Here is a 19,777-nt window from a genome sequence, read left to right as displayed (position 1 = left end):
ACTCGTGACGCATGTTTGACGCACGTTCTGACTAGTTGTCAGATGTGAAATGGGTGCCCGGCAACCCCGACTCCGAGGATGGGCACCCTCCGGTGGTCGTGCTTCGCCTGCCCAGGACGGTGGACGGCGGGTGACGATCCGGGGCGAGCGCATGGGCAGCGCCCACAACCTTTTCGATGTGCTCGAATTCCTCCACCAAGCGGGCCTGCCCAACTCCGATACGGCCGTCGGCGACCCGGAGCTGATCGACTGACGCGGTGGTGGACCGTACGACAGGCACGGCGCCGTGTAGCCCGCGTGCAGCACAGCCCACAGATGCGAGCTCAGCCTGCGTCGCCGAAGGCGCGGATCTCGGCGGCCTCCTGTTCGCTGAGGTCGCGCGGTACGTCCCCGGCGGACAGCTTGGCGCTCTGCACCCGGTGCCGGATGTTCTCGACGATCTCGGGGTTGGCCAGGGTGGTGACATCTCCGACGTCGGCGAAGTTGGACACGGCCGCGATGACCCGGCGCATGATCTTGCCGGAGCGGGTCTTGGGCATGTCGGGAACGATCCACACCCGGTGGGGGCGGGCGATCTTGCCGATCTGCTCATCGATGGCGTGGGTGACCTTGTCCTCGATCTCTTGGCTCGGTTCCTGGCCGGGGTTGAGGGCGACGTACATCTCCACCACCCGGCCTCGCAGCTCGTCGATCACCGGCACCGCCGCCGCCTCGGCCACCTCCGCCACGGTCAGCGCGGCGGACTCCAGTTCCTTGGTGCCCAGCCGGTGCCCGGCCACGTTGATCACGTCGTCGATGCGGCCGAGGATGCGCAGGTAGCCGTCGGCGGCCTGGACGGCGCCGTCGCCGCACAGGAACGGCCAGTCGTGCCAGTCGGTACTCTTCTCGTCACGGCAGTAGCGGCCGTAGTACAGCTGCACGAAGCGGTCCGGCTGGCCCCAGATGGTCTGCAGTACTCCGGGCCAGGGGTTGCGGATGCAGACGTTGCCGGCGCGGCCGCTGCCCGCCTCGACGGTGTTGCCCTCGTCGTCGTAGATGACCGGATAGATGCCCAGCACCCCCGGGCCGCAGCTGCCCGGCTTCATCGGCTGCAGCGCGGGCAGGGTCGAGCCGAGGAAGCCGCCGGTCTCGGTCATCCACCAGGTGTCGACCACGACCGCTTCGCCCTTGCCGACCACGTCGTGGTACCAGCGCCACACCTCGGGTTCGATCGGCTCGCCGACCGTGGTCATGTGCTTGAAGTGGTAGGTGTACTTGGCCGGTTCGTCCGGGCCCAGCTTGCGCAGCATGCGGATGGTGGTCGGCGCGGTGTGGAAGATGTTCACGCCGAGCCGTTCGGCGATGCGCCAGCAGCGGCCCGCGTCCGGATAGGTGGGGACGCCTTCGTACAGCACGCTGGTGGCACCGAGGGCGAGGGGGCCGTAGACGATGTAGGAGTGGCCGGTGATCCAGCCGATGTCGGCGGCGCACCAGTAGGTGTCGGTGGGGTGGATGTCCTGGTAGTACTTCGAGGTGCCGGCCACGTAGGCGAGGTAGCCACCGGTGGAGTGCTGGCAGCCCTTGGGCCGGCCGGTGGTGCCGCTGGAGTACATCAGGAACAGTGGTGCCTCGGCGGGCATCGACAGCGGCTCGACGCGCTGTCCGCGGTGGCGGGGCAGGAACTCGTCGACGAAGACGTCGCGGCAGTCGACCATCGCGCTGTCGGAGAGGTAGCGGTCCGGGTAGCGGCGCCACACCAGCACCTTGTCGACCTGCTGGCCGAGCTTGGCGGCGGCTGCCACGGCCTCGTCGGCTTTCGTCTTGTGGTCGGAGATCTTTCCGGCTCGGTGGTAGCCGTCCATGGTGATCAGGATCCGGCTGCCCGAGTCGGCGATCCGGTCCCCGCACGCCGTGCCCGAGAACCCGCCGAAGACCTGCGAATGCACGATGCCGAGGCGGGCGCAGGCAAGCATGCACACCGGCAGCTCGGGCACCATCGGCAGGTGCAGGGTGACCCGGTCGCCGGTCTTCAGGCCCAGCTCGCGCAGCAGCGCGGCCACCTCGTTGACCTGGACGTACAGCTCCTGGTAGGTGATGGCGCGGGTGGGCTCGTCCTCCGGTTCGGGGACCCAGATGAAGGCCGCCTTGTTCCGGCTGGCTGCCAGGTGCCGGTCGACGCAGTTGTAGCAGGCGTTCAGCCGACCGCCTGCGAACCATTTCCAGAAGGGCGGCGTGCTGGTGTCCAGTGTGGTGTGCCAGTACGTGTCCCAGGTCAGCAGGTCTGCGTAGGCGCGGTAGCAGTCCGGGAAGTTCTCTTCACCGAACTGTTCGAGGAGGGCCGGGTCGGTGGCGTTCGCCTGGCCGATGAAGGCTGCCGGGGGCTGGTAGTACTCCTCCTCGCGCCAGTGGACGGCGATCTGGGATTCGGTACTCATCTGCCCAACCTCCCGGTTCCGGGCCTTCGGCGGGGTCACGCCTCGTATACCAGCCCGGCACAGACACCGAACTCGTACAGTCGGCCGACAATCCCAGCCTGGCACTGGAACCCGGCCACGTCCCCCTGGGACAGGGACAGCCAGCACAGCTCGTCCCCGGCCGCTAGCGCCCGCGTGGCGATCGCTCCCAGGGAGTCGAGGGGTAGCGTCTCCGCCTGCCGGCGCAGCCCCCGCAGCTCGCGGGCGACGTCCGTCTCCTCGGCCTGGGCCGCCGTCCCGAGCTCGGCGATCAGCTGGGACAACTCCCCGGCCACGTACTGCCGCGTCATCACCATCGCCACCCTGGTCCTCGCCGCCGTGCCACGAGCATCAGGCCCTGCTCCCACCACACGCTCGGAGCACGTACCTGTCAAGGCTCTGGCCATCGCCGTGGCTCCAGGAGGCCGAACGGCCTTAGCAGGGGCGGGGTGCGGTCGGCTTGACTGGGCAGGGTACGGACCACCCAGGGGTGGTCTGCTGTGACCGACCGTAAGCGGTTTCGGGCACAGCGAACGGCTCGGGCGGAGTACGTCATCTCCCTCCGCCCGAGCCCTTGGCGGTCGCCCGGAGGCGTGAGGTCTTACAGGTCTTACCGATTGCGGTCCGCCCAGTCGTGGGGTGACGTGACTGGGATGCCTTCGAGGGGTGCCCTTCATGTACGGCGGCACCTGTCCCCGGACGGAGCCGGGGCCGCCGGCAGGTCTGACGGCCTTGCCTTCGCCGCCCAGGTGTTCCACCCCCGGCAGGCGCAATGCCAGGTCCGCGCTCTGCTCACCCGCGCCGCCGCCTGCCCCCGCCACCGGCTGACCTGCCGGCCGTGACTGCGGCCTGGTCGGGCGCCAAGGTACACGCGTGCTGATTGCCACACAACGGATATCTGAATTGCGAAATTTTGCAATTGGTTAGATGCTGTGATGGCTGCGCCCGTCCGTCCTGATCCGGTAGCCGCGGGCGCAGCACATTCGTGTCTGTCGTCTGCTGTGTCTGCCCCGCGAGGGCAGGGTCTTCTTCGTAGGGGAAGCCGAGGGGTCGTGTCCGTTCCGCTGTACCAGGCCAAGGCCGAGTTCTTCCGGATGCTGGGGCATCCCGTACGGATACGGGTGCTGGAGCTGCTGCAGGACGGGCCCAAGCCCGTACGGGAGCTGCTCGCCGCGATCGAAGTGGAGCCCTCCAGCCTGTCGCAGCAGCTTGCGGTGCTGCGTCGCTCCGGGATCGTCACCTCGACGCGCGAGGGCCAGGCGGTCGTCTACGAACTCGCGGGCGGGGATGTTGCCGACCTGATGAAAGCCGCGCGCCGGATCCTCACCGAGATGCTCGCCGGGCAGAACGAACTGCTGGCCGAGCTGCGGGAAGCCGAGGTCGCCACGCGATGAGCACCCTCCTCGGCCGGGCCTGGACCCGGATCACCTCCCTCCTGCCCGGTCCCAGTGACCTCGCGGAGTTGCGGCGCGACCCCCGGCGGGATCTGCTGGCCGGCCTGACCGTCGCGATCGTCGCGCTTCCCCTCGCTCTCGGCTTCGGAGTCTCCTCCGGCCTCGGCGCCGAGGCGGGCCTGGCGACCGCCGTCGTCGCGGGTGCGCTGGCTGCGGTGTTCGGCGGTTCGAATCTCCAGGTGTCCGGGCCGACCGGCGCCATGACGGTGGTGCTCGTCCCGATCGTCGGCCGGTACGGGCCGACCGGCGTGCTGACCGTCGGGCTGATGGCCGGCCTCATGCTCGTCGCGCTGGCCGCGCTGCGGGCCGGGAAGTACATGCAATACGTGCCCGCCCCGGTCGTCGAGGGCTTCACCCTCGGCATCGCCTGCGTCATCGGGCTCCAGCAGGTTCCGAACGCGCTCGGCGTGCCCAAACCCGACGGCGACCGCGTCCTCGTTGTCACCTGGCGGGCGGTCGAGGAGTTCGCCGAGGCCCCGAACTGGACCGCCGTCGGGTTCGCCGTGGCAGTGGCCGCGGTCATGCTGGCCGGCGCGCGGTGGAGGCCGACGATCCCCCTCTCCATCCTCGCCGTGATCGCCGCGACGATCGTCGCGCAGGTCGCAGACCTGGACGCGGCCAAGCCGATCGGCGACCTCCCCGCCGGACTACCCGTCCCCTCGCTGTCGTTCCTCGACCTCGGCTCGCTGGGTACCTTGCTCGCCCCGGCGGTGGCCGTGGCGGCACTCGCCGCCCTGGAGTCCCTGCTGTCGGCGTCGGTGGCGGACGGCATGACGGTCGGGCAGAAGCACGACCCGGACCGGGAGCTGTTCGGCCAGGGCCTGGCCAACATCGCTGCCCCGCTGTTCGGCGGCGTCCCGGCCACCGGAGCGATAGCCCGCACCGCGGTCAACGTCCGCACCGGCGCAAGCTCCCGCTTGGCCGCCCTCACCCACGCCGCGGTCCTCGCCGTGATCGTGTTCGCGGCGGCGCCCCTGGTGTCGAAGATCCCGCTCGCCGCCCTGGCGGGCGTGCTGCTGGCCACCGCGATCCGCATGGTCGAGGTCGGCTCGCTGCGAGCCATGGCCAAGGCCACCCGCTCGGACGCGCTGATCCTCGTCCTGACCGCGGCCGCGACCTTGGCCCTGGACCTGGTGTACGCGGTGATCATCGGCCTGATCGTGGCGGGTGCCCTCGCCCTGCGTGCCGTGGCCAAGCAGGCCCGCTTCGACCAGGTGCCCCTCGACCACGGCGACCACAGTGCTGAGGAGCACGCGCTGCTCGCCGAGCACATCGTCGCGTATCGCATCGACGGCCCGCTGTTCTTCGCCGCCGCCCACCGCTTCCTGCTGGAGCTGACCGAGGTCGCCGACGTCCGCGTGGTCATCCTGCGCATGTCGAGGGTGTCGACCATGGACGCCACCGGCGCCCTTGTCCTCAAGGACGCGGTGCAGAAGCTGAACCGGCGCGGCATCGTCGTCATGACCTCCGGGATATGCCCCGGCCAGCGCCAGGTTCTCGACTCGGTGGGCGCACTCGACCTCCTTCGCCTGGACGGCCGGGAGTACGCCACCACCCCCGAGGCGATCCAGGGCGCCCGCGACCACCTGGAGACGGTCGGCGTCCTGTCCGCCGTCCCCGCGCAGAAAACGAGCCCCAAGACGACAGACGTCAGCAAGGAACCCGCCCGATGAGCACCACTCCCGCCCCCCTGCGCATGATCGAGGTCTCCGGCGCGGAGGCGCTGTGGCTGCTGGAGGGCGGCAGCCTGGGCCGGCTGGTGTTCGTCCAGCGGGAGGTGGCCGTCGTACGGCCCGCCCGGCATGTGTGGGAGTACGGCCGTCTGATCGTGCGTGCCCCGGTGCAGGCAGCCGCGGTGCCGACGACGGCGACGTACCACGTGGACGAGGTCCGCGCCGCGACCGGCACCGGGTGGACGGTGACCGCGGCCGGCCCCGTCGATGTGATCACCGACCCGGACGAGGCCGCGCACTACCGTCGTACCCTCTTCGGCTGGACGCACGGTCCGCATGACACGATCCTGCGCATCCACCCCCAGACGGTCACCGGCTTCCGACTCGCCCGCGGGACGGGGGGCTGATGTCCACGAGGCTGGAGGCGCTGCCCCACCGGCATGTGCTCACCCTGCCGTGCGAGCCGGCGGCGGTCCGCGTGGCCCGTCAGACCGCCGAACAGACACTGATCGAGTGGGGGATCGGTCTGCGCCACCCCACGGTGGACCCGGCTCTGCTGATCCTCAGTGAACTGGTCACCAACAGCGTCCGGCATGCCGCCGTGCTCTCTCCGCAGGTCATGGTGTTCTATGCGGCCGGCGCGGACTGCCTGGCCTTCGCCGTTCACGACCGGCATCCCTTCCAGCCGTCGCTGTACGCGCCGGTCACCGGAACGGGAGCCGGTGGTCTCGGCACCGTCATGGAGCTCACCCTCGGCCTGGGCGGCACCGCCGTAGTCCGGGGTGATGCCGACGGCAAGGGCAAGAGCATCTGGATCACCCTTCCTCTCTGACCGGAGAGCAGACCTCCAACAGGCACCCCGCACAAGGAAGTTCACTTTCATGACCATTGACTGGCGCTACACCATCGAGCAGGACCTCGGCATCCTCTCGGTCGCCGGTTACCTCGGCCCGGACGCGGTCCGCCGTTTCGGCGGAGCGATCGGCTGGGTTGTTGCCCGCGGCACCGGACCGGTCGTCCTCGACCTGACCGGGCTGCGCAGCTGGTCGGCCGAGGGCCAGCTGGCGATCACCGAGGCGGCGCGCCGCCTCGCCGAAGCGGGCAGGAGCCTGGAGCTGGCCGCTATCCCCGCCGACGGCTCCCTCGTCCCTGCCGGCGACTGCCCGGACATCCCCGTCCACTGCAACCTGACAGCCGCCCTCGCGGCCCATGGCAGGGGGCCGTCGGCCCTGGAGGAGGGGCAGCAGGAGTGGCGCACGGACGGCTGGCCCGCGTGACACCCACCCGCACGACATACGTATCGGCTCACTGAGAGCTCACTGAGAGAAAGACACTGGTCCCATGAGTGAAACCCTTCCCCCTTGCCCCGCATGCTCCAGCGCGTACACGTACGAGATGGGCGCGCTCCTCGTCTGCCCGGAATGCGGCCATGAGTGGTCGCCGTCCGACTCAGCAGCCGACGCGGGCGGGGACAAGGTCATCAAGGACGCGGTCGGCAATGTGCTCGCCGACGGCGACACCGTGACGGTGGTCAAGACCCTCAAGGTCAAGGGCAGCCCGACCGGGATCAAGGCGGGCACCAAGGTGCGGGGCATCCGCCTCGTCGACGGGGTGGACGGCCACGACATCGACTGCAAGATCGACGGGTTCGGCGCCATGCAGCTGAAGTCCAGCGTGGTCAAGAAGGTCTGAACCGACTGTCTCACCGGGCCGGTGGCACCACCGGTCAGCCGCGGTCGGCGCCCTGAGTCGGCTGACCGGGACGCCCGCCGAAGGACAGCCTGAGCATGCGGGCGTTGCCGCAGCGCGGACAGACGCCGTCCGGGCCGACGGCGGTGGGGCGGCACTTCAGGCGGCAGGCCGGGCACTTGAACCAGGCGACGCTCAGACCGCGGAGCGGGGTGATTCTCACCGAGCCTCCCTCACAGGACGTATGGAATTGCTAATCTTAGCAATTACTGATGTCGTCACCGCTGGGTTCGGAGGTTCAGCTTCTCGGCGCGGGTTCGGTCCTGCCGATGTCCCACGCGAGGATGGGCCGCATGTTCTTGATAAGTGGGTGGATGCGATGCACCGACGTCCGGCCGGTGGAGCCGTGCTGGTGTGTCGGAGAGGGGACGGCACGATGAGTACGCCGCTGTACCAACTGAAGGCCGAGTTCTTCAAGACCCTCGGCCATCCCGCCCGCATCCGGGTCCTGGAGCTGCTGAGCGAGCGTGAGCACGCGGTCGCCGAGATGCTGCCCGAGGTGGGCATCGAGCCCGCACACCTGTCCCAGCAGTTGGCGGTGCTGCGCCGGGCGAACCTGGTGGTGACCCGCAAGGAGGGCTCGACCGTGTACTACTCGCTGACGAGCCCGCACGTGGCCGAACTCCTCCGGGTTGCCCGCACCATCCTCTCCGGCGTACTGGCCGGGCAGGCCGAGCTGCTGGCAGACCTGCAGGCCGCCCAGGGGGAGGGAAAGCCGCCGTCGTAGCGACGGCCCTCGATCGGCGGCCGCCTCCCGAGAGTTGGACAGCGCTCTGTGGTGCGGGAGGCGGTCGCCTTCACCCCGTGGAGCTGGTCCCGACAGGACCGAGGCATTCCTTAACCGGCAAAGCCTCACAAAAATTGGCAAAACGCAAGAAAAGTGCCGTAACTCCAGCCGCAGAACACCGTTCTGATCACCTGCGGACACGTCCTCACCGTGTCAAGGAGGGTTCATGGGCCTGTTGCGCAAGATCCGCGGCAGTGGGCGGGTGGCCGAGCCCGCGCCGCCGCGTCCTGAGGGTGAGGTCCCGCCAGGGGCGCGGGAGCTCGGCGGTTCGGTGCAGGTTCGGTGCGTGGACGCGGGGTCCTGTAACGGCTGCGAGATCGAGATCGCCGCGGCCTTCAACCCGGTCTACGACGCCGAGCGGTACGGCGCCCGGCTGGTGGCCTCGCCCCGGCACGCGGACGTGGCGCTGGTGACGGGGCCGGTGACGCGGAACATGGCCGAGCCCCTGCGGCGTACGGTCGCCGCGATGGGAGAGCCGCGGCTGGTTGTCGCGGTCGGGGACTGTGCGATCAACTGCGGGGAGTTCGCGGGCGGGTACGGCGTCGAGGGCGCCGTCGCCGATGTCGTACCGGTGGACCTGGCCGTCCCCGGATGCCCGCCGGAGCCGGGCGAGATCGTGGCGGCGCTCAGGAGAGTGACCGGGCGGTGAGCGTGATCTCGGCCGCCCTCGCGACGGCTACGGCACTGGGCGGCGCGGGGGCGCTGGCCGGTCTCGGACTGCCGAACAGGGTCCGTATCCCGGTCGTTGGACTGCTGACGGTGGGTGTGGGGGTGGCAGGTGGCACGGCGGGTGTGGCTGCACTGGGCGGAAGCCGTTGGGCAGCCGTGTATCCCGGGCTGCTGCCGCTGGCCGGGGCGCATCTGGCGGTGGATGCGCTGGCGGGCCTGTTCCTGGCGGTAGCGGGGGCCGTCGTGGCCGCGGTCGCGGTGTACGGCATCGGTTACGCGGGCGGGCACGGCCCGCACGGACTCGGCTCCCGTACGGCGCAGGCGCTGCTGCCGCTGTTCGCGCTCACGCTGATCCTGGTTCCGGTGGCGGCGTCGGTGTCCACGTTCCTGGCGCTGTGGGAGCTGATGGCGCTTGCCTCGCTGCTGCTGGTGCTGGTCGAGCACCGGGAGCGGGCGACAGTGCGGCAGGCCGGTGTGTGGTACGCGGTGATGACGCATCTGGGGCTCGTCCTCCTGCTGACAGGGCTGGCGCTGTTCGCCGGACAGGCGGGCGGGGAGTCCTTCGGGGCCTTGCGGGCAGGCGCGGAGGGTATGTCGCCGACGGTACGCGGACTCGTCTTCGTTCTGGTGGCGGCCGGGTTCACGTCGAAGGCGGGCGCCGTGCCCCTGCACGCCTGGCTGCCGCGCGCGCATCCCGAGGCGCCCAGTTCCGTCTCGGCGCTGATGAGCGCGGCCATGGTCAACCTCGGCGTCTACGGTCTGGTGCGGGTCGGCTTCGACCTGCTGGGCGGCGGAGCGGCCTGGTGGTGGCTGACGGTGCTCGCGCTGGGCGGGCTGTCCGCGGTGTACGGCATCCTGCAGGCCGCGATGGCCTCGGACCTGAAGCGGCTGCTGGCCTACTCGACCTCGGAGAACATGGGCCTGGTCCTGATCGGCGTCGGCGCGGCGGGCCTGTTCACGGCGTACGGGGACGAGGCGCTGGCCGCGTTGACGCTCGCGGCGGCGCTGTTGCACGTGGTCAACCACTCCGCGTTCAAGGCGCTGCTGTTCTGCGCGGCGGGGTCGGTGCTGCGGGCCACGGGGGAACGCAATCTGGACCTGCTGGGCGGGCTGCGCTCCCGGATGCCGTTCACGGCGGGCCTGTTCGCCGTGGCCGCGCTGGGCGCGGTGGCGCTGCCGCCGGGGAACGGCTTCATCAGTGAGTGGTTGCTGCTGCAGTCCCTGATCCACGGCCTTCAGGTATCCGGTGTGGCACCGGCGGTCGTCCTGCCCATCGCCGTGGCGCTGATCGCGCTGTCGGCGGGGCTCGCGGCGGCGGTGTTCGTCAAGGCGCTCGGCGTGGGGTTCTTCGCCAGGCCGCGCAGTGACCGGGCCGCCTCGGCCCAGGAGGCGCCGCCGCTCATGCTCGCCGGAATGGGACTGCTCGCGGCTCTGTGCGCGGCACTGGCGCTGGTGCCCGGACTGGTGGGCGACGGCCTTGACCGGGCCGTGGGCGCGGTCGGGCTGCCGGGCACCGGCGCGGTTTCTGGCGGCGGGCTGAAGGTGCGGCTCGCCGACATCTCCGCGTCGCTCTCACCGCTGTGGATCACCGCGGCCCTGACCGGTGTGCTCCTCCTCGCCACCTGGCTGCCCCGGCTCTACGGGCACCGGCGGCGGCGCCGGGACGCGCGACTCTGGGACTGCGGGGGAGGGGCGCCGACCCCGCGGATGGCCTACACGGCGACGTCGTTCGCCGAGCCGCTGCAACGGGTCTTCGACGACGTCCTCGCCCCCGAGCAGGACGTGAACGTCACACCGGTGCGCGAGTCGGCCTACCTGGTGGAGCGGGTGCGCTTCTCCCGCGCGGTGCCCGACCGGATCGAGCATCGGCTGTACGAACCGGTGCTGACCGCCCTCGCCCGTGCCGGACGCGCGGCGCGCCGGCTGGCGGGCGGAAGTGTGCATCTCTATCTCGGCTACGGCTTTGTCGGCCTGGTCGTCCTGCTGTTGGTCTTGGCGGTGGGCTGGTGATGAACGGGATCGGATACGCGGCCGTCGTCGGCCAGGTTGTCGTGGTGGTGGCGGGAGCACCATTGCTGACCGGCTGGATGCGGCAGGTACGAGCCCGCCTGGAGGGCCGGGCCGGGGCCGGGGTGCTGCAACCCTGGCGCGACGCACGCAAGTTGCTGCGCAAGGAACCCATCACGCCTGTAGGAACAGGGCCCGCCTTCCGGGCTGCCCCCGCGCTGCTGGTGGCCACCACGGTGGTGGCGGCCGGCCTGGTGCCGCTGCTGTCGACGGACACGCCGGTCAGCGGTCATGCGGACCTGATCGTGGTGGTGGCGCTGATCGCGCTGGGCACCATGGCCCTCGCCCTGGCCGGGCTGGACACGGGCACCGCGTTCGGCGGGATGGGCGCCTCCCGGGAGATGACGGTCGCCGCGCTGGTGGAGCCGACCATCCTGCTGTCGGTGTTCGCCCTCTCGATACCGACCGGGACGACCAACCTGCCCGCCATCGTCTCCGGCGCCGCCCACGACCCGGCCCGCCTCGCCTCCCCGGCCGGACTGCTGGCCACGGCCGCCCTCGCCGTGGCTGTGCTCGCGGAAACCGGCCGGATCCCGGTCGACAACCCCTCCACCCATCTTGAACTGACGATGATCCACGAGGCGATGGTGCTGGAATACGCAGGCCCGGACCTGGCGCTGGTCGAACTCGGCGCCCAGATGCGGCTCACCCTGCTGCTGGGGCTGCTGTCCTCGCTGTTCGTGCCGTGGGGCATCGCCACCAGCGCCTCCTGGGCCGCTCTCGCCGTGGCGCTGGTGCTGTTCGCCGCGAAGGTCTGCCTGCTGGGTGCGGTGCTCGCGGCGGCCGAGGTGTTCTGGGCCAAGGTCAGGCTGTTCCGCGTACCCGAACTGCTCGCCGGCTCCTTCCTGCTGGCGCTGCTCGCGGTGACCGCCTCGTACTTCCTGAACGGAGCGTCATGAGCGGCGGCCTGTACACCCAGCTCCTCGACCTGGCCTGCGGCGCCTTCCTGCTGGCCGCCGTCATCGTGCTGTGGCGGCGAGAACTCGCCGCGATCGTCCGGGACTTCGCCCTGCAGGGCATGGCTCTGGCGGCCATCGCGGTACTCCTCGGCGCGCACGAGCAGCGCTGGGACCTCGTCGCAGTGGGCCTCGGCGTCGGGGTGCTCAGAGCGGGCGTCCTGCCGTATCTGATGCGGCGCGCCCTGGCCGCGCTCACTGAGGACCGGCAGCGCTACGGCACCGGTGGCGCCGAGACCCGGGAGACCCAGCCGCTGGTCAACGTCGCGGCCTCGCTGCTCACGGCCGCGCTGCTGACGCTGCTGGCCTACGCGGTGGCCCGGCCCCTGACCGAGCTGGACCCGACACCGGCCACCCGTGCCCTGCCGGTGGGCCTGGCCGTCGTCCTGATCGGCTTCTTCGTGCTCGTGACCCGGCGCCGGGCGCTCGCTCAGGTGGTCGGCTTCCTGCTGCTGGACAACGGCATCACCGCCACCGCCTTCCTGGCCACCTCCGGTGTGCCGCTCATCGTGGAACTCGGCGTCTCCTTCGACGTCCTGCTGGCGGTGCTGGTGCTGCAGATCCTCACCACCCGGATGCGGGCGGCGTTCGGCACCACCGACATCGACGACCTGCGGGAGTTGCACGACTGATGAGCCCTACCGCTTCCGCGTTGCTCCTCACCGCGCCCGCCGCCGTGCCGCTGGCGATGGGCGGCGGGTACGCGCTGACCGGACTGCGCACACGCTCGACCGCCGCGGCGCTTACCGAGGCCCGGCGCGGAGTGTCCGCACAGGGCTCCGTCCTGGTGGCGGAGGCGCCCGAGCCCGGCACGGTGCCCGAGCGGCAAGTGCGGGATTGGGTGGGGCTCGTCTCGCCCGCCGTGATCCTCGCGTGCGGGAGCTTGCTCACGAGGGACGTGGTCGACGGCGGAGTTCCGCAGGCGTACTCGGGCCTGCTGCGCGCGGATGCGCTGACCGCGTGGATGTTGCTGGTGGTCGGCACCGTCGCACTGATCGCCTGCGGCTCGGCCCCCGCGTACCTTGCGGGCGAGCGGGCCGCACGACGGGCGGGCGAGCAGACTGCGTGGCGCTACCACGTCCTGGTCCAGGCGTTTCTGGCCGCGATGTGCCTGGCCGTCGTCACCGCGAACCTCGGCGTGCTGTGGGTCGCCATCGAGGCCACCACCATCGTCACCGCCTTCCTCGTAGGCCACCGCCACACCCGCGTCTCTGTGGAGGCCGCCTGGAAGTACGTGGTGATCTGCTCGGCCGGCATTGCGCTCGCCTTCCTCGGCACCGTGCTCATCTACTACGCGGCCCGACAGGCCGGCATCGCGGAGGCGTGGGCGCTGGACTGGCCCACCCTCGTCGCCCGCGCCGACCGGCTCGACCCGGCGGTCACCCGGCTCGGCATCACCCTGATCGTGCTCGGCTTCGGCGCCAAGGCCGGCCTGATCCCGCTGCACGCCTGGCTGCCGGACGCCCACAGCCAGGCCCCCGCGCCGGTCTCCGCGCTCATGTCCGGGGTACTGCTCTCCGTCGCCTTCGCCGCGATCCTGCGCTACCGGGTCATCGCCGACGCCGCCCTCGGCCCGGACTTCACCCGCATCCTGCTCGCCGGAATCGCCCTGCTCACCCTCGCCCTCGCGGCCGGGCTGCTGCTCGCCCAGCGCGACTACAAGCGGATGCTTGCGTACTCCAGCATGGAGCACATGAGCCTGATTGCCCTGGCCGCGGCGATCGGCAGCCCGCTCGCCCTGTCCGCCGCACTGCTGCACATCGCCGGCCACGGCCTGGCCAAGTCTGTCGCGTTCTGCGCCTCCGGTCGCATCCTGCAACTCACGGGCACCACGCGGATCGGACGAGTCCGCGGCCTGGTCGCCCAGGCGCCGCCGCTCGCGGGGGCATTCGGGCTCGCGGTGGTGGCGCTGATGGCGTTCCCGCCCTTCAGCCTCTTCGCCTCCGAACTGGGCATCGCCCGGGCCGGCTTCGCGGCCGGACAGGGCCTGGGCTGGGTCACGGTGGTGGCCCTGCTGCTCGTGCTGGTCGCTTTCGCCGCGATCGCCGTCCGTGCCGCCCGCATGCTGCTCGGACCGGGAATCCCGGCCGAGGACAGCCCGTCCGCCGTGTGGCCTCTGATGCTGGGCCTGGCCGCCTGCGCCGCCCTGGGCGTGACCCTCGGTCCCCTCACCGACCTGCTGCACGCCGCCGCCCAGGCGATCGGAGGCTGAAGCGATGCGCACCACACGCGAAATCGACGTCACCGAACTGCCTGAGCGGGCGGAGCGGCTGCTGGCGGACGGTCACCGGCTCGCGCTGGTCGCCGCGCACCTCGACGAGGCCGGACCGCGCGTGGTGTACCTGTTCGTGACAGGCCCGCCCGACACGCGCACCGAACTGCACGTCCGCCTCGACCCCGACCGGCCGGAAGTGCCCACCCTCGCCCATCTGTCGTTCCCCGCAGGCCGGTTCGAGCGTGAGATGCGCGACCTGTTCGGCATCGTCCCCCTCGACCACCCGTTGCCGCACCGTCTCGTCCGCCACTTCCACTGGCCCCGCGGCTGGTATCCCATGCGCCCGGACGCCGGACCACCGCCGAGCTTCGGCGAACAGGAAGGCCCGTACCCCTTCCTGGAGGTGGAGGGCGAGGGCGTCTATGAGATCCCCGTCGGCCCGGTGCACGCCGGGCTGATCGAGCCCGGCCACTTCCGCTTCTCCGTCGTCGGCGAGACCATCCTCAAGCTCAAGGCTCGCCTCTGGTTCGTCCACAAGGGCATCGAGAAACTCTTCCAGGGCCGCACGATCGCCGCAGGCTTGCCACTGGCCGAACGCATCAGCGGCGACACAGCCGTGGGTCACGCCCTGGCCTACTGCCTGGCGGTGGAGGAGGCCACCGGCACCGACGTACCCGCCGAAGCCCAGCAGGCCCGGGCCCTGCTGCTGGAGCTGGAGCGGATCCACAACCACGTCGCCGACCTCGGCATGCTCTGCAACGACGTCGGGCACGGCATCCTCAACGCCCACGCCCAGCGCGTCCGCGAACAACTCCTGCGCCTCAACAAGGAAGTCACCGGCCACCGGCTGCTGCGCGGTGGCGTCGTACCCGGCGGCGCAGCGCTCCGGACCGTACCCGACGCAGGACGCCTGAAGGTGATCGGCGAGGACATCCGCGAGATCACCGACCTCGCCCTGGGCCACTCCACCGTCCGTGACCGCTTCACCGGCACCGCGATCCTGACGACCGATGCCGCCCGGGAGATCGGCTGTCTCGGGTACGTCGCCCGCGCCAGCGGACTCGCCTACGACGCCCGCGTCGCGCACCCCTTCACGCCATACGGCACCCAGCTCGACGTACCTGTGCACGACAGCGGTGACGTCCTGGCCCGCTTCCTGGTCCGCGCCGAGGAGATCGACACGTCTCTGGCACTGATCGGACAGTTCACCGAGGGACTCGGCGCACCTGCGGCCGCACTGGCGCCCTCACCCGCACCCGGCACCGGTTCCCGTGCGGGTGTGGGCTTGGTCGAGGGCTGGCGCGGCACCATCGCCACCCGCGTCGAACTCGCCTCGGACGGGACGCTGGCCCGGGTGAAGCCGGTCGACCCGTCGTTCTTCAACTGGCCTGCGCTGCCGGTGGCGTTGGCGGACACGATCGTCCCCGACTTCCCGCTCACCAACAAGAGCTTCAACCTCTCCTACGCCGGCAACGACCTGTGACCCGCCCGCGCGGCGGTCCCAGCGCTCGAGCCGGTAGCCGGTCACCAGCTCGGCCCGGATGAGCACCACGTGCTCCATCTCCGTGTCGATCCAGGGCATGAGCTCGGCGCGGTAGCGGGACAGAGCCTGCGCGTCCGTCACGCGGCTCGCCCGGCCGGTCACCATCACGCTCCAGCCGGTGTGCGTGCCCTCGTCGATCCGGTCCGCCTCATACACCACCACCTCCGACGCGGAGGCGGTGGCCAGCAGCGCGGCCCCGGCGTGCGTACGGATGACGATGTCGCCGTCGTCGTTCACGAGGTGGTTGACCGGCCGGATCACCGGGAGGGCCTGGTGAGTGAAGCCGACACGGCCCATGGACACACCGGCCAGCAGCCTGAGGGACTCCTCCCGCTCCAGCCCGATCATCCGGGCGCCAGGAGTGGAAGGGGAGGGCTCAGCGGTCATGACGCCTCCCTGCAGACGGCCCGGTGCTCGGCTCCCGAAGGCCAGAGCACCTCGACATCGACTCCGTGACTGCGGGCGTAGGCCACCAGGTGCGCGGTCGCGTCCCGGCCGTTCGACGGCGAACCGTCCCACACCGCCGGCACGCGGGCGCAATTGCACAGCAGACGCTCGTCCGCGGCCACGCAAGCACCGCGGTCACCGGGGTCGTACTCCACCAGCCGCACCTGCCCCGACAGCAACAGCAGCTCACCGGCCGCCTTCCGGTCGGGCTCGGCGCGCGGCGCGGGCACGCCGTTGTACGACGGCGATACCGTCACCAGGGCCAGCCCCGCCTTCCGGGCGGCCCGCCCGAACGCCACCGGCAGTCCCCTCCCTACGCGGACCAGCCCGCCCCTGCCCGCCCTCGCGAAGCCGGCCAGCCGGGAACACAGCTCCTCCTCCAGCAGCGCAAGCGTCGGCACCCTGAGATCGGGATGCTCCACAACAGCGATCACCTGGCTGTCCCTTCTCCCCGGTGGGCGGGCTCCCGGGAGCGCAGCGACCGCCCACAGCCAGCTTGATCATCTCCGGGCGGGGGCGCAGTGCACCAGGGCCGACCGGGGACGGGATGGGCGCCGGTAGGCCCTGGCAGGGGGATGCGGTGACCCGTAGCGGGAGGGCGGGCTTGCCGGGCACCATGGGGCCTGATCCGGGTCAGGGGCGCCTCGCAGGACGACGGTCCGCGGCTCGTGGAGCTTCACGCCACCGTTCATGACCTGCACGCGCGGCAACGGCCCGACATCTTCGTCCCGGAGCCGGACCGGGTGCGGCTGCAGGCTTTCTTTCACGACGCCCTCGATGAGCCCTCCGTGCATGTCCTCGTAGCCGAATTCCCATCCGGGGAGGCCGTCGTCGGGTACGCCTTGGCCCGGGTGGTGGAGCGCGAAGGCAGTCTGCATGTCCAAGAGAGCTCGACCGCGAGGCTGGAGCATCTCGCCGTGGATCCTGCCGCCTCACGCGGTGGGGTGGGAACTGCGCTCCTTGAGGCGGTGCGCGAGGTCGCCGTGAGGCCGGCTGCCGGCCAGCTGATCGTCAACGTCTCGTGCTTCAACACGCCGGCCCGGTCTTCTTCCGTCCTGCCGCGCGCGCCTACAAGGGGATCTCGAACCGGACCAGGACGACCTTGCCGTCGTGGTCGACGGCCGGCTCGGCGCTCAGCTCCCCGTCGTAGTCGGCGGCCAGTTCGGCCACCATCCGCAGTCCGGCGCCCATGCCCTCAAGGGTGAGGTCCGGCAGACGCGGGTCGGCGTCCGCGACGCTGACGACCAGCTGATCGCCAACGACCGTTATCCCCACGTCCGTCAGCGGCGAGTGCGGGGCGTGCCGCAGCACGTTGGTGACCAGCTCGCTGACCACCAGCAGCACCGCGTCCGCGAAGGCCGAATCGGGGGCGATACCGGCCTCGGCGAAGTGCCCGGCCACACGCTCGCGGGCCTCACGCACCGCATCAGGCCCCACCGGCACCGAGGCGACGTGCCGCCGTCCCTGTGGCCGTACGTGCTCGACGGCCGCCGCGGGGCGGCGGCGGTGCCACGGCAGCCGGAACCTGCGGGGGTCGCCACTCACCGTGCCGGCTCGGTTCGGTGCAACTCGGCGAGCAGGTCCTGGCGGCCGGCCAACAGCACGGACAGGATCCGTCGGGCGGCGGCCAGCAGCTCCGCGACATCACCGCCGGCCAGCTCGTAGATCACCGTCGACCCGGTGCGGGTGGCGGTGACGATCCCGGATCGTCGCAGCACCGCAAGCTGCTGCGACAGGTTCGACGGCTCGACCTCGATCGCGGCGAGCAAATCGCGCACGGGCGTCGGCCCGTCCTGCAGCAGCTCCAGCACCCGGATACGCACCGGATGGCCGAGCATCCGGAAGAACTCGGCCTTCGCCTCGTACAGCGGAACCGGCATCCCGTTCACCCCTCGTCTGCCGCCACGTCGGCGCCGACGTCGATGCCGTGCTGTCGCGCCACACGCAGCACGTCGTCCAGGTCGTCCTGCGCGACGGCCACCTCATAGGCGTCCTCAGCCTCCAGCGCCTGCGACAGCGCGGCACGCGCCTTGCGTACCCGCTCTCGTACGGACTCGGTGAACCCACCCACCGAGGACCACCTCCCCTGGAACCTGGTCGACATGGCAACTAGCGAATTGAAGAACTCTTCAAGAGTAGTGGCTGTGAGCCTGCCCCGACTCCTCCGACCGGGGCCGGGACTGTCGCGAACGGGCAGACCCCGGCCACCAGGTGGCCGGGGCGCAGGTCCGCCCCTCTTCCACGAAGGAGGGAGCCGCGCACGAGAGCCCAGGACCTGGCCGACCGCTGCGCGGAGGTCGAGGCACGGCGCTGATGCCACCCCCGGCGAGGGCCGGCGGGCGCCAGGCTCAGGCCGTAGCCCCCGGGGCGGCTGAGCGTCAGGCAGACGGGTCATGCGCTGCCAAGCCCTTTGCCCCGGCACACCGCCTACCGCTCCTTCGGCACCAACCCCGCCACATCCGCCCCAGCGTCGACGCACTCGGCCGCCGCATGGCGAAGAAGGGCTGCCGGCCGCGCATCGACCCGGCCGCCGACTCCCACAGCACTGTCTCCGTCCGCCGCGCCGACGGCACCGAGTCCTCAACCCCGCTCGGCGAACCCGACACCGTCGAGATCATCTACACCGACATCACCGGCGTCCTGACCGGCCACTGGAACCACCGCGACGCCCACCACCCCCGCGCCACCGAGGACTCAACCCACGTAGCCCTCATCCTCGAAACCCTCCACGCCACCCGCGACGGCGACCTCCTCAAGACCGCAGCCGAGGAACTCCAAGGTCTGCTCGCCCCCCACGCCAGCAGACCGCCGCTTGTCCAGACAGCACCGTCTCGTGGCTCTTCCTGGTGGACGCCACAGGCGGGCAGCGCACCCAGCAGATCGCCGCTGCACGGGCTCCGACCCTCACCGAACGCGTGAAGCGCAACCACCGCCGCCTGGATAGACATGGAAAGCTGCGCTACCTGCACCGTGACTTTCTGGGCCCATGGATTGCCTCGGGCCGATCCTGGGTTCCCCGCGAGTTCTCGGTGGTGTACTGGCCGGCCTGGGAGCAGTCCGCCTAGCGAAGTCAGTGATCATCAGCCCTGACGCTCAAGTGACGCTCCGGGCCTCCACGGCCACCCTGCCGGACCGAAATCCAAGGTCTGACGTGGATGTTCTCTCGTCTCCGCCGACCGTGACGTGATTGCGATGACGCATCATGTGGAGTGCGTTGCCATCCTCGAACCGGCCGCAAAGGGTTCCTGACCTGCAGTTTTGTTGGTGCGCATGATGTGCGGTGTGGGCGTTACGGGCGATGTCTTGACGCTGAAATGGCGCTCGTGACGCTCGTTCTGATGGGCAGTCAGGCGAACTGTTGGGCGGGTCAGGCGGCGTAGGGCGGCGCGGCGGGGCCGGGGCTGTGCGCTGGAGGTCGGCCTTGTTCCTCCGCGGCAATGGGCGGCTCACCTCCGCTCGCGCGGATAGCACGGCTGTTGGCCTACCTGGGTGTGCCGGTTCAGCTTCGCCGTGCCGCGTCCGCCTTCCGCACCATCTTCGCCGCGTGGTCAGCCGAGTCGGCCAAGTTCCGGAGTGCGCGGGAGACCGATGCCCTCGAAGTTCGTTCCCGTCGAGGGGGCGGACGGCCCACCGGGGCTGGACTGGACGACCGGGTCGGGAAAGTGGGACGCGGGCGGGTGCGGGAGGCGTGCCTCGCCGGGGTCGTCGTCCTGCTGCTTCTTGCCGTGGTGCCCGTGGTGGGCGTGGGCGGCCATGGAACGCAGGGTGGGGGAGGTGTCGTGCCG

General features: G+C 70.9%; 22 protein-coding genes and 3 pseudogenes. 16 read left to right on the top strand and 9 right to left on the bottom strand.

What is annotated here, in order from left to right:
* The first annotated feature begins 130 nt into the window (after positions 1-130).
* Entirely contained in the window at positions 131-253 is a 123-nt protein-coding gene (locus ACZ5DS_RS11705) for a hypothetical protein (protein ID WP_468236303.1), read from the top strand.
* 70 nt (positions 254-323) lie between these two features.
* Here ACZ5DS_RS11705 and acs read toward each other — a convergent pair whose 3' ends face one another.
* The gene (gene acs, locus ACZ5DS_RS11700) at positions 324-2,414 is read right to left on the bottom strand and encodes an acetate--CoA ligase (protein WP_468236300.1); all 2,091 of its coding nucleotides are present in this window, start codon (positions 2,412-2,414) and stop codon (positions 324-326) included.
* A 35-nt stretch (positions 2,415-2,449) separates the two neighbouring features.
* The gene (locus tag ACZ5DS_RS11695) at positions 2,450-2,743 is read right to left on the bottom strand and encodes a hypothetical protein (protein WP_468236297.1); all 294 of its coding nucleotides are present in this window, start codon (positions 2,741-2,743) and stop codon (positions 2,450-2,452) included.
* Between the two features lie 741 nt (positions 2,744-3,484).
* Here ACZ5DS_RS11695 and ACZ5DS_RS11690 point away from each other — a divergent pair.
* From ACZ5DS_RS11690 to ACZ5DS_RS11665, 6 genes are all read left to right on the top strand, one after another.
* Positions 3,485-3,826, top strand: a complete 342-nt coding sequence (locus ACZ5DS_RS11690) for an ArsR/SmtB family transcription factor (protein WP_468236295.1) — start codon at positions 3,485-3,487, stop codon at positions 3,824-3,826.
* Positions 3,823-5,559, top strand: coding sequence for a SulP family inorganic anion transporter (locus ACZ5DS_RS11685; protein WP_468236292.1), 1,737 nt, complete (start codon positions 3,823-3,825; stop codon positions 5,557-5,559). The genes ACZ5DS_RS11690 and ACZ5DS_RS11685 overlap by 4 nt, the downstream gene beginning before the upstream one ends.
* Positions 5,556-5,966, top strand: coding sequence for a pyridoxamine 5'-phosphate oxidase family protein (locus tag ACZ5DS_RS11680; protein WP_468236289.1), 411 nt, complete (start codon positions 5,556-5,558; stop codon positions 5,964-5,966). The genes ACZ5DS_RS11685 and ACZ5DS_RS11680 overlap by 4 nt, the downstream gene beginning before the upstream one ends.
* Positions 5,966-6,391: an ATP-binding protein gene (locus ACZ5DS_RS11675; RefSeq protein WP_468236287.1), complete on the top strand. Its 426-nt coding sequence runs from the start codon at positions 5,966-5,968 to the stop codon at positions 6,389-6,391. Before ACZ5DS_RS11680 ends, ACZ5DS_RS11675 begins: the two co-directional genes overlap by 1 nt.
* Positions 6,392-6,440: 49 nt before the next feature.
* The gene (locus ACZ5DS_RS11670) at positions 6,441-6,836 is read left to right on the top strand and encodes an STAS domain-containing protein (RefSeq protein WP_468236284.1); all 396 of its coding nucleotides are present in this window, start codon (positions 6,441-6,443) and stop codon (positions 6,834-6,836) included.
* Positions 6,837-6,900: 64 nt separating this feature from the next.
* Entirely contained in the window at positions 6,901-7,251 is a 351-nt protein-coding gene (locus ACZ5DS_RS11665; protein WP_468236282.1) for a zinc ribbon domain-containing protein YjdM, read from the top strand.
* Between the two features lie 34 nt (positions 7,252-7,285).
* On the opposite strand, the gene ACZ5DS_RS11660 is transcribed toward ACZ5DS_RS11665, so the two are convergent.
* On the bottom strand, positions 7,286-7,471 hold the full coding sequence (locus ACZ5DS_RS11660) for a hypothetical protein (RefSeq protein WP_468236280.1): 186 nt from the start codon (positions 7,469-7,471) through the stop codon (positions 7,286-7,288).
* Positions 7,472-7,684: 213 nt separating this feature from the next.
* Between ACZ5DS_RS11660 and ACZ5DS_RS11655 the strand changes: the two genes are divergently transcribed.
* The 7 genes from ACZ5DS_RS11655 (at position 7,685) to ACZ5DS_RS11625 (ending at position 15,485) form a co-directional block, all read left to right on the top strand.
* A complete protein-coding gene (locus tag ACZ5DS_RS11655) occupies positions 7,685-8,035 on the top strand; it encodes an ArsR/SmtB family transcription factor (protein WP_367326406.1) in 351 nt (116 codons plus the stop codon).
* A 226-nt stretch (positions 8,036-8,261) separates the two neighbouring features.
* On the top strand, positions 8,262-8,744 hold the full coding sequence (locus ACZ5DS_RS11650) for an NADH-quinone oxidoreductase subunit B family protein (protein ID WP_468236277.1): 483 nt from the start codon (positions 8,262-8,264) through the stop codon (positions 8,742-8,744).
* Positions 8,741-10,774 carry a proton-conducting transporter transmembrane domain-containing protein gene (locus ACZ5DS_RS11645; RefSeq protein WP_468236274.1) on the top strand — a complete coding sequence of 678 codons (2,034 nt, stop codon included), beginning with the start codon at positions 8,741-8,743 and terminating at the stop codon, positions 10,772-10,774. The genes ACZ5DS_RS11650 and ACZ5DS_RS11645 overlap by 4 nt, the downstream gene beginning before the upstream one ends.
* On the top strand, positions 10,774-11,730 hold the full coding sequence (locus ACZ5DS_RS11640; RefSeq protein ID WP_468236272.1) for a respiratory chain complex I subunit 1 family protein: 957 nt from the start codon (positions 10,774-10,776) through the stop codon (positions 11,728-11,730). The genes ACZ5DS_RS11645 and ACZ5DS_RS11640 overlap by 1 nt, the downstream gene beginning before the upstream one ends.
* Complete coding sequence (locus tag ACZ5DS_RS11635) at positions 11,727-12,419, top strand: hypothetical protein (RefSeq protein WP_468236270.1); 693 nt, start codon at positions 11,727-11,729, stop codon at positions 12,417-12,419. The genes ACZ5DS_RS11640 and ACZ5DS_RS11635 overlap by 4 nt, the downstream gene beginning before the upstream one ends.
* The gene (locus ACZ5DS_RS11630) at positions 12,419-13,999 is read left to right on the top strand and encodes a proton-conducting transporter transmembrane domain-containing protein (protein WP_468236267.1); all 1,581 of its coding nucleotides are present in this window, start codon (positions 12,419-12,421) and stop codon (positions 13,997-13,999) included. The genes ACZ5DS_RS11635 and ACZ5DS_RS11630 overlap by 1 nt, the downstream gene beginning before the upstream one ends.
* 4 nt (positions 14,000-14,003) lie before the next feature.
* Positions 14,004-15,485 (top strand): hydrogenase large subunit, encoded by a 1,482-nt coding sequence (locus ACZ5DS_RS11625; protein WP_468236264.1) that lies wholly within the window; start codon positions 14,004-14,006, stop codon positions 15,483-15,485.
* Between the two features lie 54 nt (positions 15,486-15,539).
* On the opposite strand, the pseudogene ACZ5DS_RS11620 reads toward ACZ5DS_RS11625, so the two are convergent.
* Positions 15,540-15,893, bottom strand: a pseudogene (locus tag ACZ5DS_RS11620) (pyridoxamine 5'-phosphate oxidase family protein); the annotation flags it as partial.
* A gap of 35 nt (positions 15,894-15,928) precedes the next feature.
* Positions 15,929-16,426: a hypothetical protein gene (locus ACZ5DS_RS11615; RefSeq protein ID WP_468236261.1), complete on the bottom strand. Its 498-nt coding sequence runs from the start codon at positions 16,424-16,426 to the stop codon at positions 15,929-15,931.
* Between the two features lie 234 nt (positions 16,427-16,660).
* Between ACZ5DS_RS11615 and ACZ5DS_RS11610 the strand changes: the two are divergent.
* A pseudogene (locus ACZ5DS_RS11610) lies at positions 16,661-17,023 on the top strand (GNAT family N-acetyltransferase); the annotation flags it as partial.
* A 37-nt stretch (positions 17,024-17,060) separates the two neighbouring features.
* Here ACZ5DS_RS11610 and ACZ5DS_RS11605 read toward each other — a convergent pair.
* From ACZ5DS_RS11605 to ACZ5DS_RS11595, 3 genes are read right to left on the bottom strand one after another with little or no spacing between them, the layout of a single operon-like run.
* Positions 17,061-17,537 carry an ATP-binding protein gene (locus ACZ5DS_RS11605; RefSeq protein ID WP_468236259.1) on the bottom strand — a complete coding sequence of 159 codons (477 nt, stop codon included), beginning with the start codon at positions 17,535-17,537 and terminating at the stop codon, positions 17,061-17,063.
* Positions 17,534-17,872, bottom strand: coding sequence for an ArsR/SmtB family transcription factor (locus ACZ5DS_RS11600; protein ID WP_468236256.1), 339 nt, complete (start codon positions 17,870-17,872; stop codon positions 17,534-17,536). Before ACZ5DS_RS11600 ends, ACZ5DS_RS11605 begins: the two co-directional genes overlap by 4 nt.
* A gap of 5 nt (positions 17,873-17,877) precedes the next feature.
* Positions 17,878-18,096, bottom strand: a complete 219-nt coding sequence (locus ACZ5DS_RS11595) for a hypothetical protein (protein ID WP_468236253.1) — start codon at positions 18,094-18,096, stop codon at positions 17,878-17,880.
* Positions 18,097-18,411: 315 nt separating this feature from the next.
* Between ACZ5DS_RS11595 and ACZ5DS_RS11590 the strand changes: the two are divergent.
* Positions 18,412-18,911, top strand: a pseudogene (locus ACZ5DS_RS11590) (hypothetical protein); the annotation flags it as partial.
* Positions 18,912-19,540: 629 nt separating this feature from the next.
* Here the strand turns inward: ACZ5DS_RS11590 and ACZ5DS_RS11585 are convergent.
* Positions 19,541-19,747 carry a hypothetical protein gene (locus ACZ5DS_RS11585; RefSeq protein WP_468236250.1) on the bottom strand — a complete coding sequence of 69 codons (207 nt, stop codon included), beginning with the start codon at positions 19,745-19,747 and terminating at the stop codon, positions 19,541-19,543.
* Positions 19,748-19,777 lie beyond the last annotated feature (30 nt).

Source organism: Streptomyces sp. NPDC031100, from assembly GCF_055570785.1.
This window is presented reverse-complemented; position numbering and strand designations above follow the sequence as displayed.

What these genes read in the sequence shown, in the direction of transcription:
- acs (WP_468236300.1), bottom strand. Translation starts at nt 2,414, where the DNA reads ATGAGTACCGAATCCCAGATCGCCGTCCACTGGCGCGAGGAGGAGTAC.
- ACZ5DS_RS11695 (WP_468236297.1), bottom strand. Translation starts at nt 2,743, where the DNA reads ATGACGCGGCAGTACGTGGCCGGGGAGTTGTCCCAGCTGATCGCCGAG.
- ACZ5DS_RS11685 (WP_468236292.1), top strand. Translation starts at nt 3,823, where the DNA reads ATGAGCACCCTCCTCGGCCGGGCCTGGACCCGGATCACCTCCCTCCTG.
- ACZ5DS_RS11680 (WP_468236289.1), top strand. Translation starts at nt 5,556, where the DNA reads ATGAGCACCACTCCCGCCCCCCTGCGCATGATCGAGGTCTCCGGCGCG.
- ACZ5DS_RS11675 (WP_468236287.1), top strand. Translation starts at nt 5,966, where the DNA reads ATGTCCACGAGGCTGGAGGCGCTGCCCCACCGGCATGTGCTCACCCTG.
- ACZ5DS_RS11670 (WP_468236284.1), top strand. Translation starts at nt 6,441, where the DNA reads ATGACCATTGACTGGCGCTACACCATCGAGCAGGACCTCGGCATCCTC.
- ACZ5DS_RS11665 (WP_468236282.1), top strand. Translation starts at nt 6,901, where the DNA reads ATGAGTGAAACCCTTCCCCCTTGCCCCGCATGCTCCAGCGCGTACACG.
- ACZ5DS_RS11655 (WP_367326406.1), top strand. Translation starts at nt 7,685, where the DNA reads ATGAGTACGCCGCTGTACCAACTGAAGGCCGAGTTCTTCAAGACCCTC.
- ACZ5DS_RS11650 (WP_468236277.1), top strand. Translation starts at nt 8,262, where the DNA reads ATGGGCCTGTTGCGCAAGATCCGCGGCAGTGGGCGGGTGGCCGAGCCC.
- ACZ5DS_RS11640 (WP_468236272.1), top strand. Translation starts at nt 10,774, where the DNA reads ATGAACGGGATCGGATACGCGGCCGTCGTCGGCCAGGTTGTCGTGGTG.
- ACZ5DS_RS11635 (WP_468236270.1), top strand. Translation starts at nt 11,727, where the DNA reads ATGAGCGGCGGCCTGTACACCCAGCTCCTCGACCTGGCCTGCGGCGCC.
- ACZ5DS_RS11630 (WP_468236267.1), top strand. Translation starts at nt 12,419, where the DNA reads ATGAGCCCTACCGCTTCCGCGTTGCTCCTCACCGCGCCCGCCGCCGTG.
- ACZ5DS_RS11625 (WP_468236264.1), top strand. Translation starts at nt 14,004, where the DNA reads ATGCGCACCACACGCGAAATCGACGTCACCGAACTGCCTGAGCGGGCG.
- ACZ5DS_RS11600 (WP_468236256.1), bottom strand. Translation starts at nt 17,872, where the DNA reads ATGCCGGTTCCGCTGTACGAGGCGAAGGCCGAGTTCTTCCGGATGCTC.
- ACZ5DS_RS11595 (WP_468236253.1), bottom strand. Translation starts at nt 18,096, where the DNA reads ATGTCGACCAGGTTCCAGGGGAGGTGGTCCTCGGTGGGTGGGTTCACC.
- ACZ5DS_RS11585 (WP_468236250.1), bottom strand. Translation starts at nt 19,747, where the DNA reads ATGGCCGCCCACGCCCACCACGGGCACCACGGCAAGAAGCAGCAGGAC.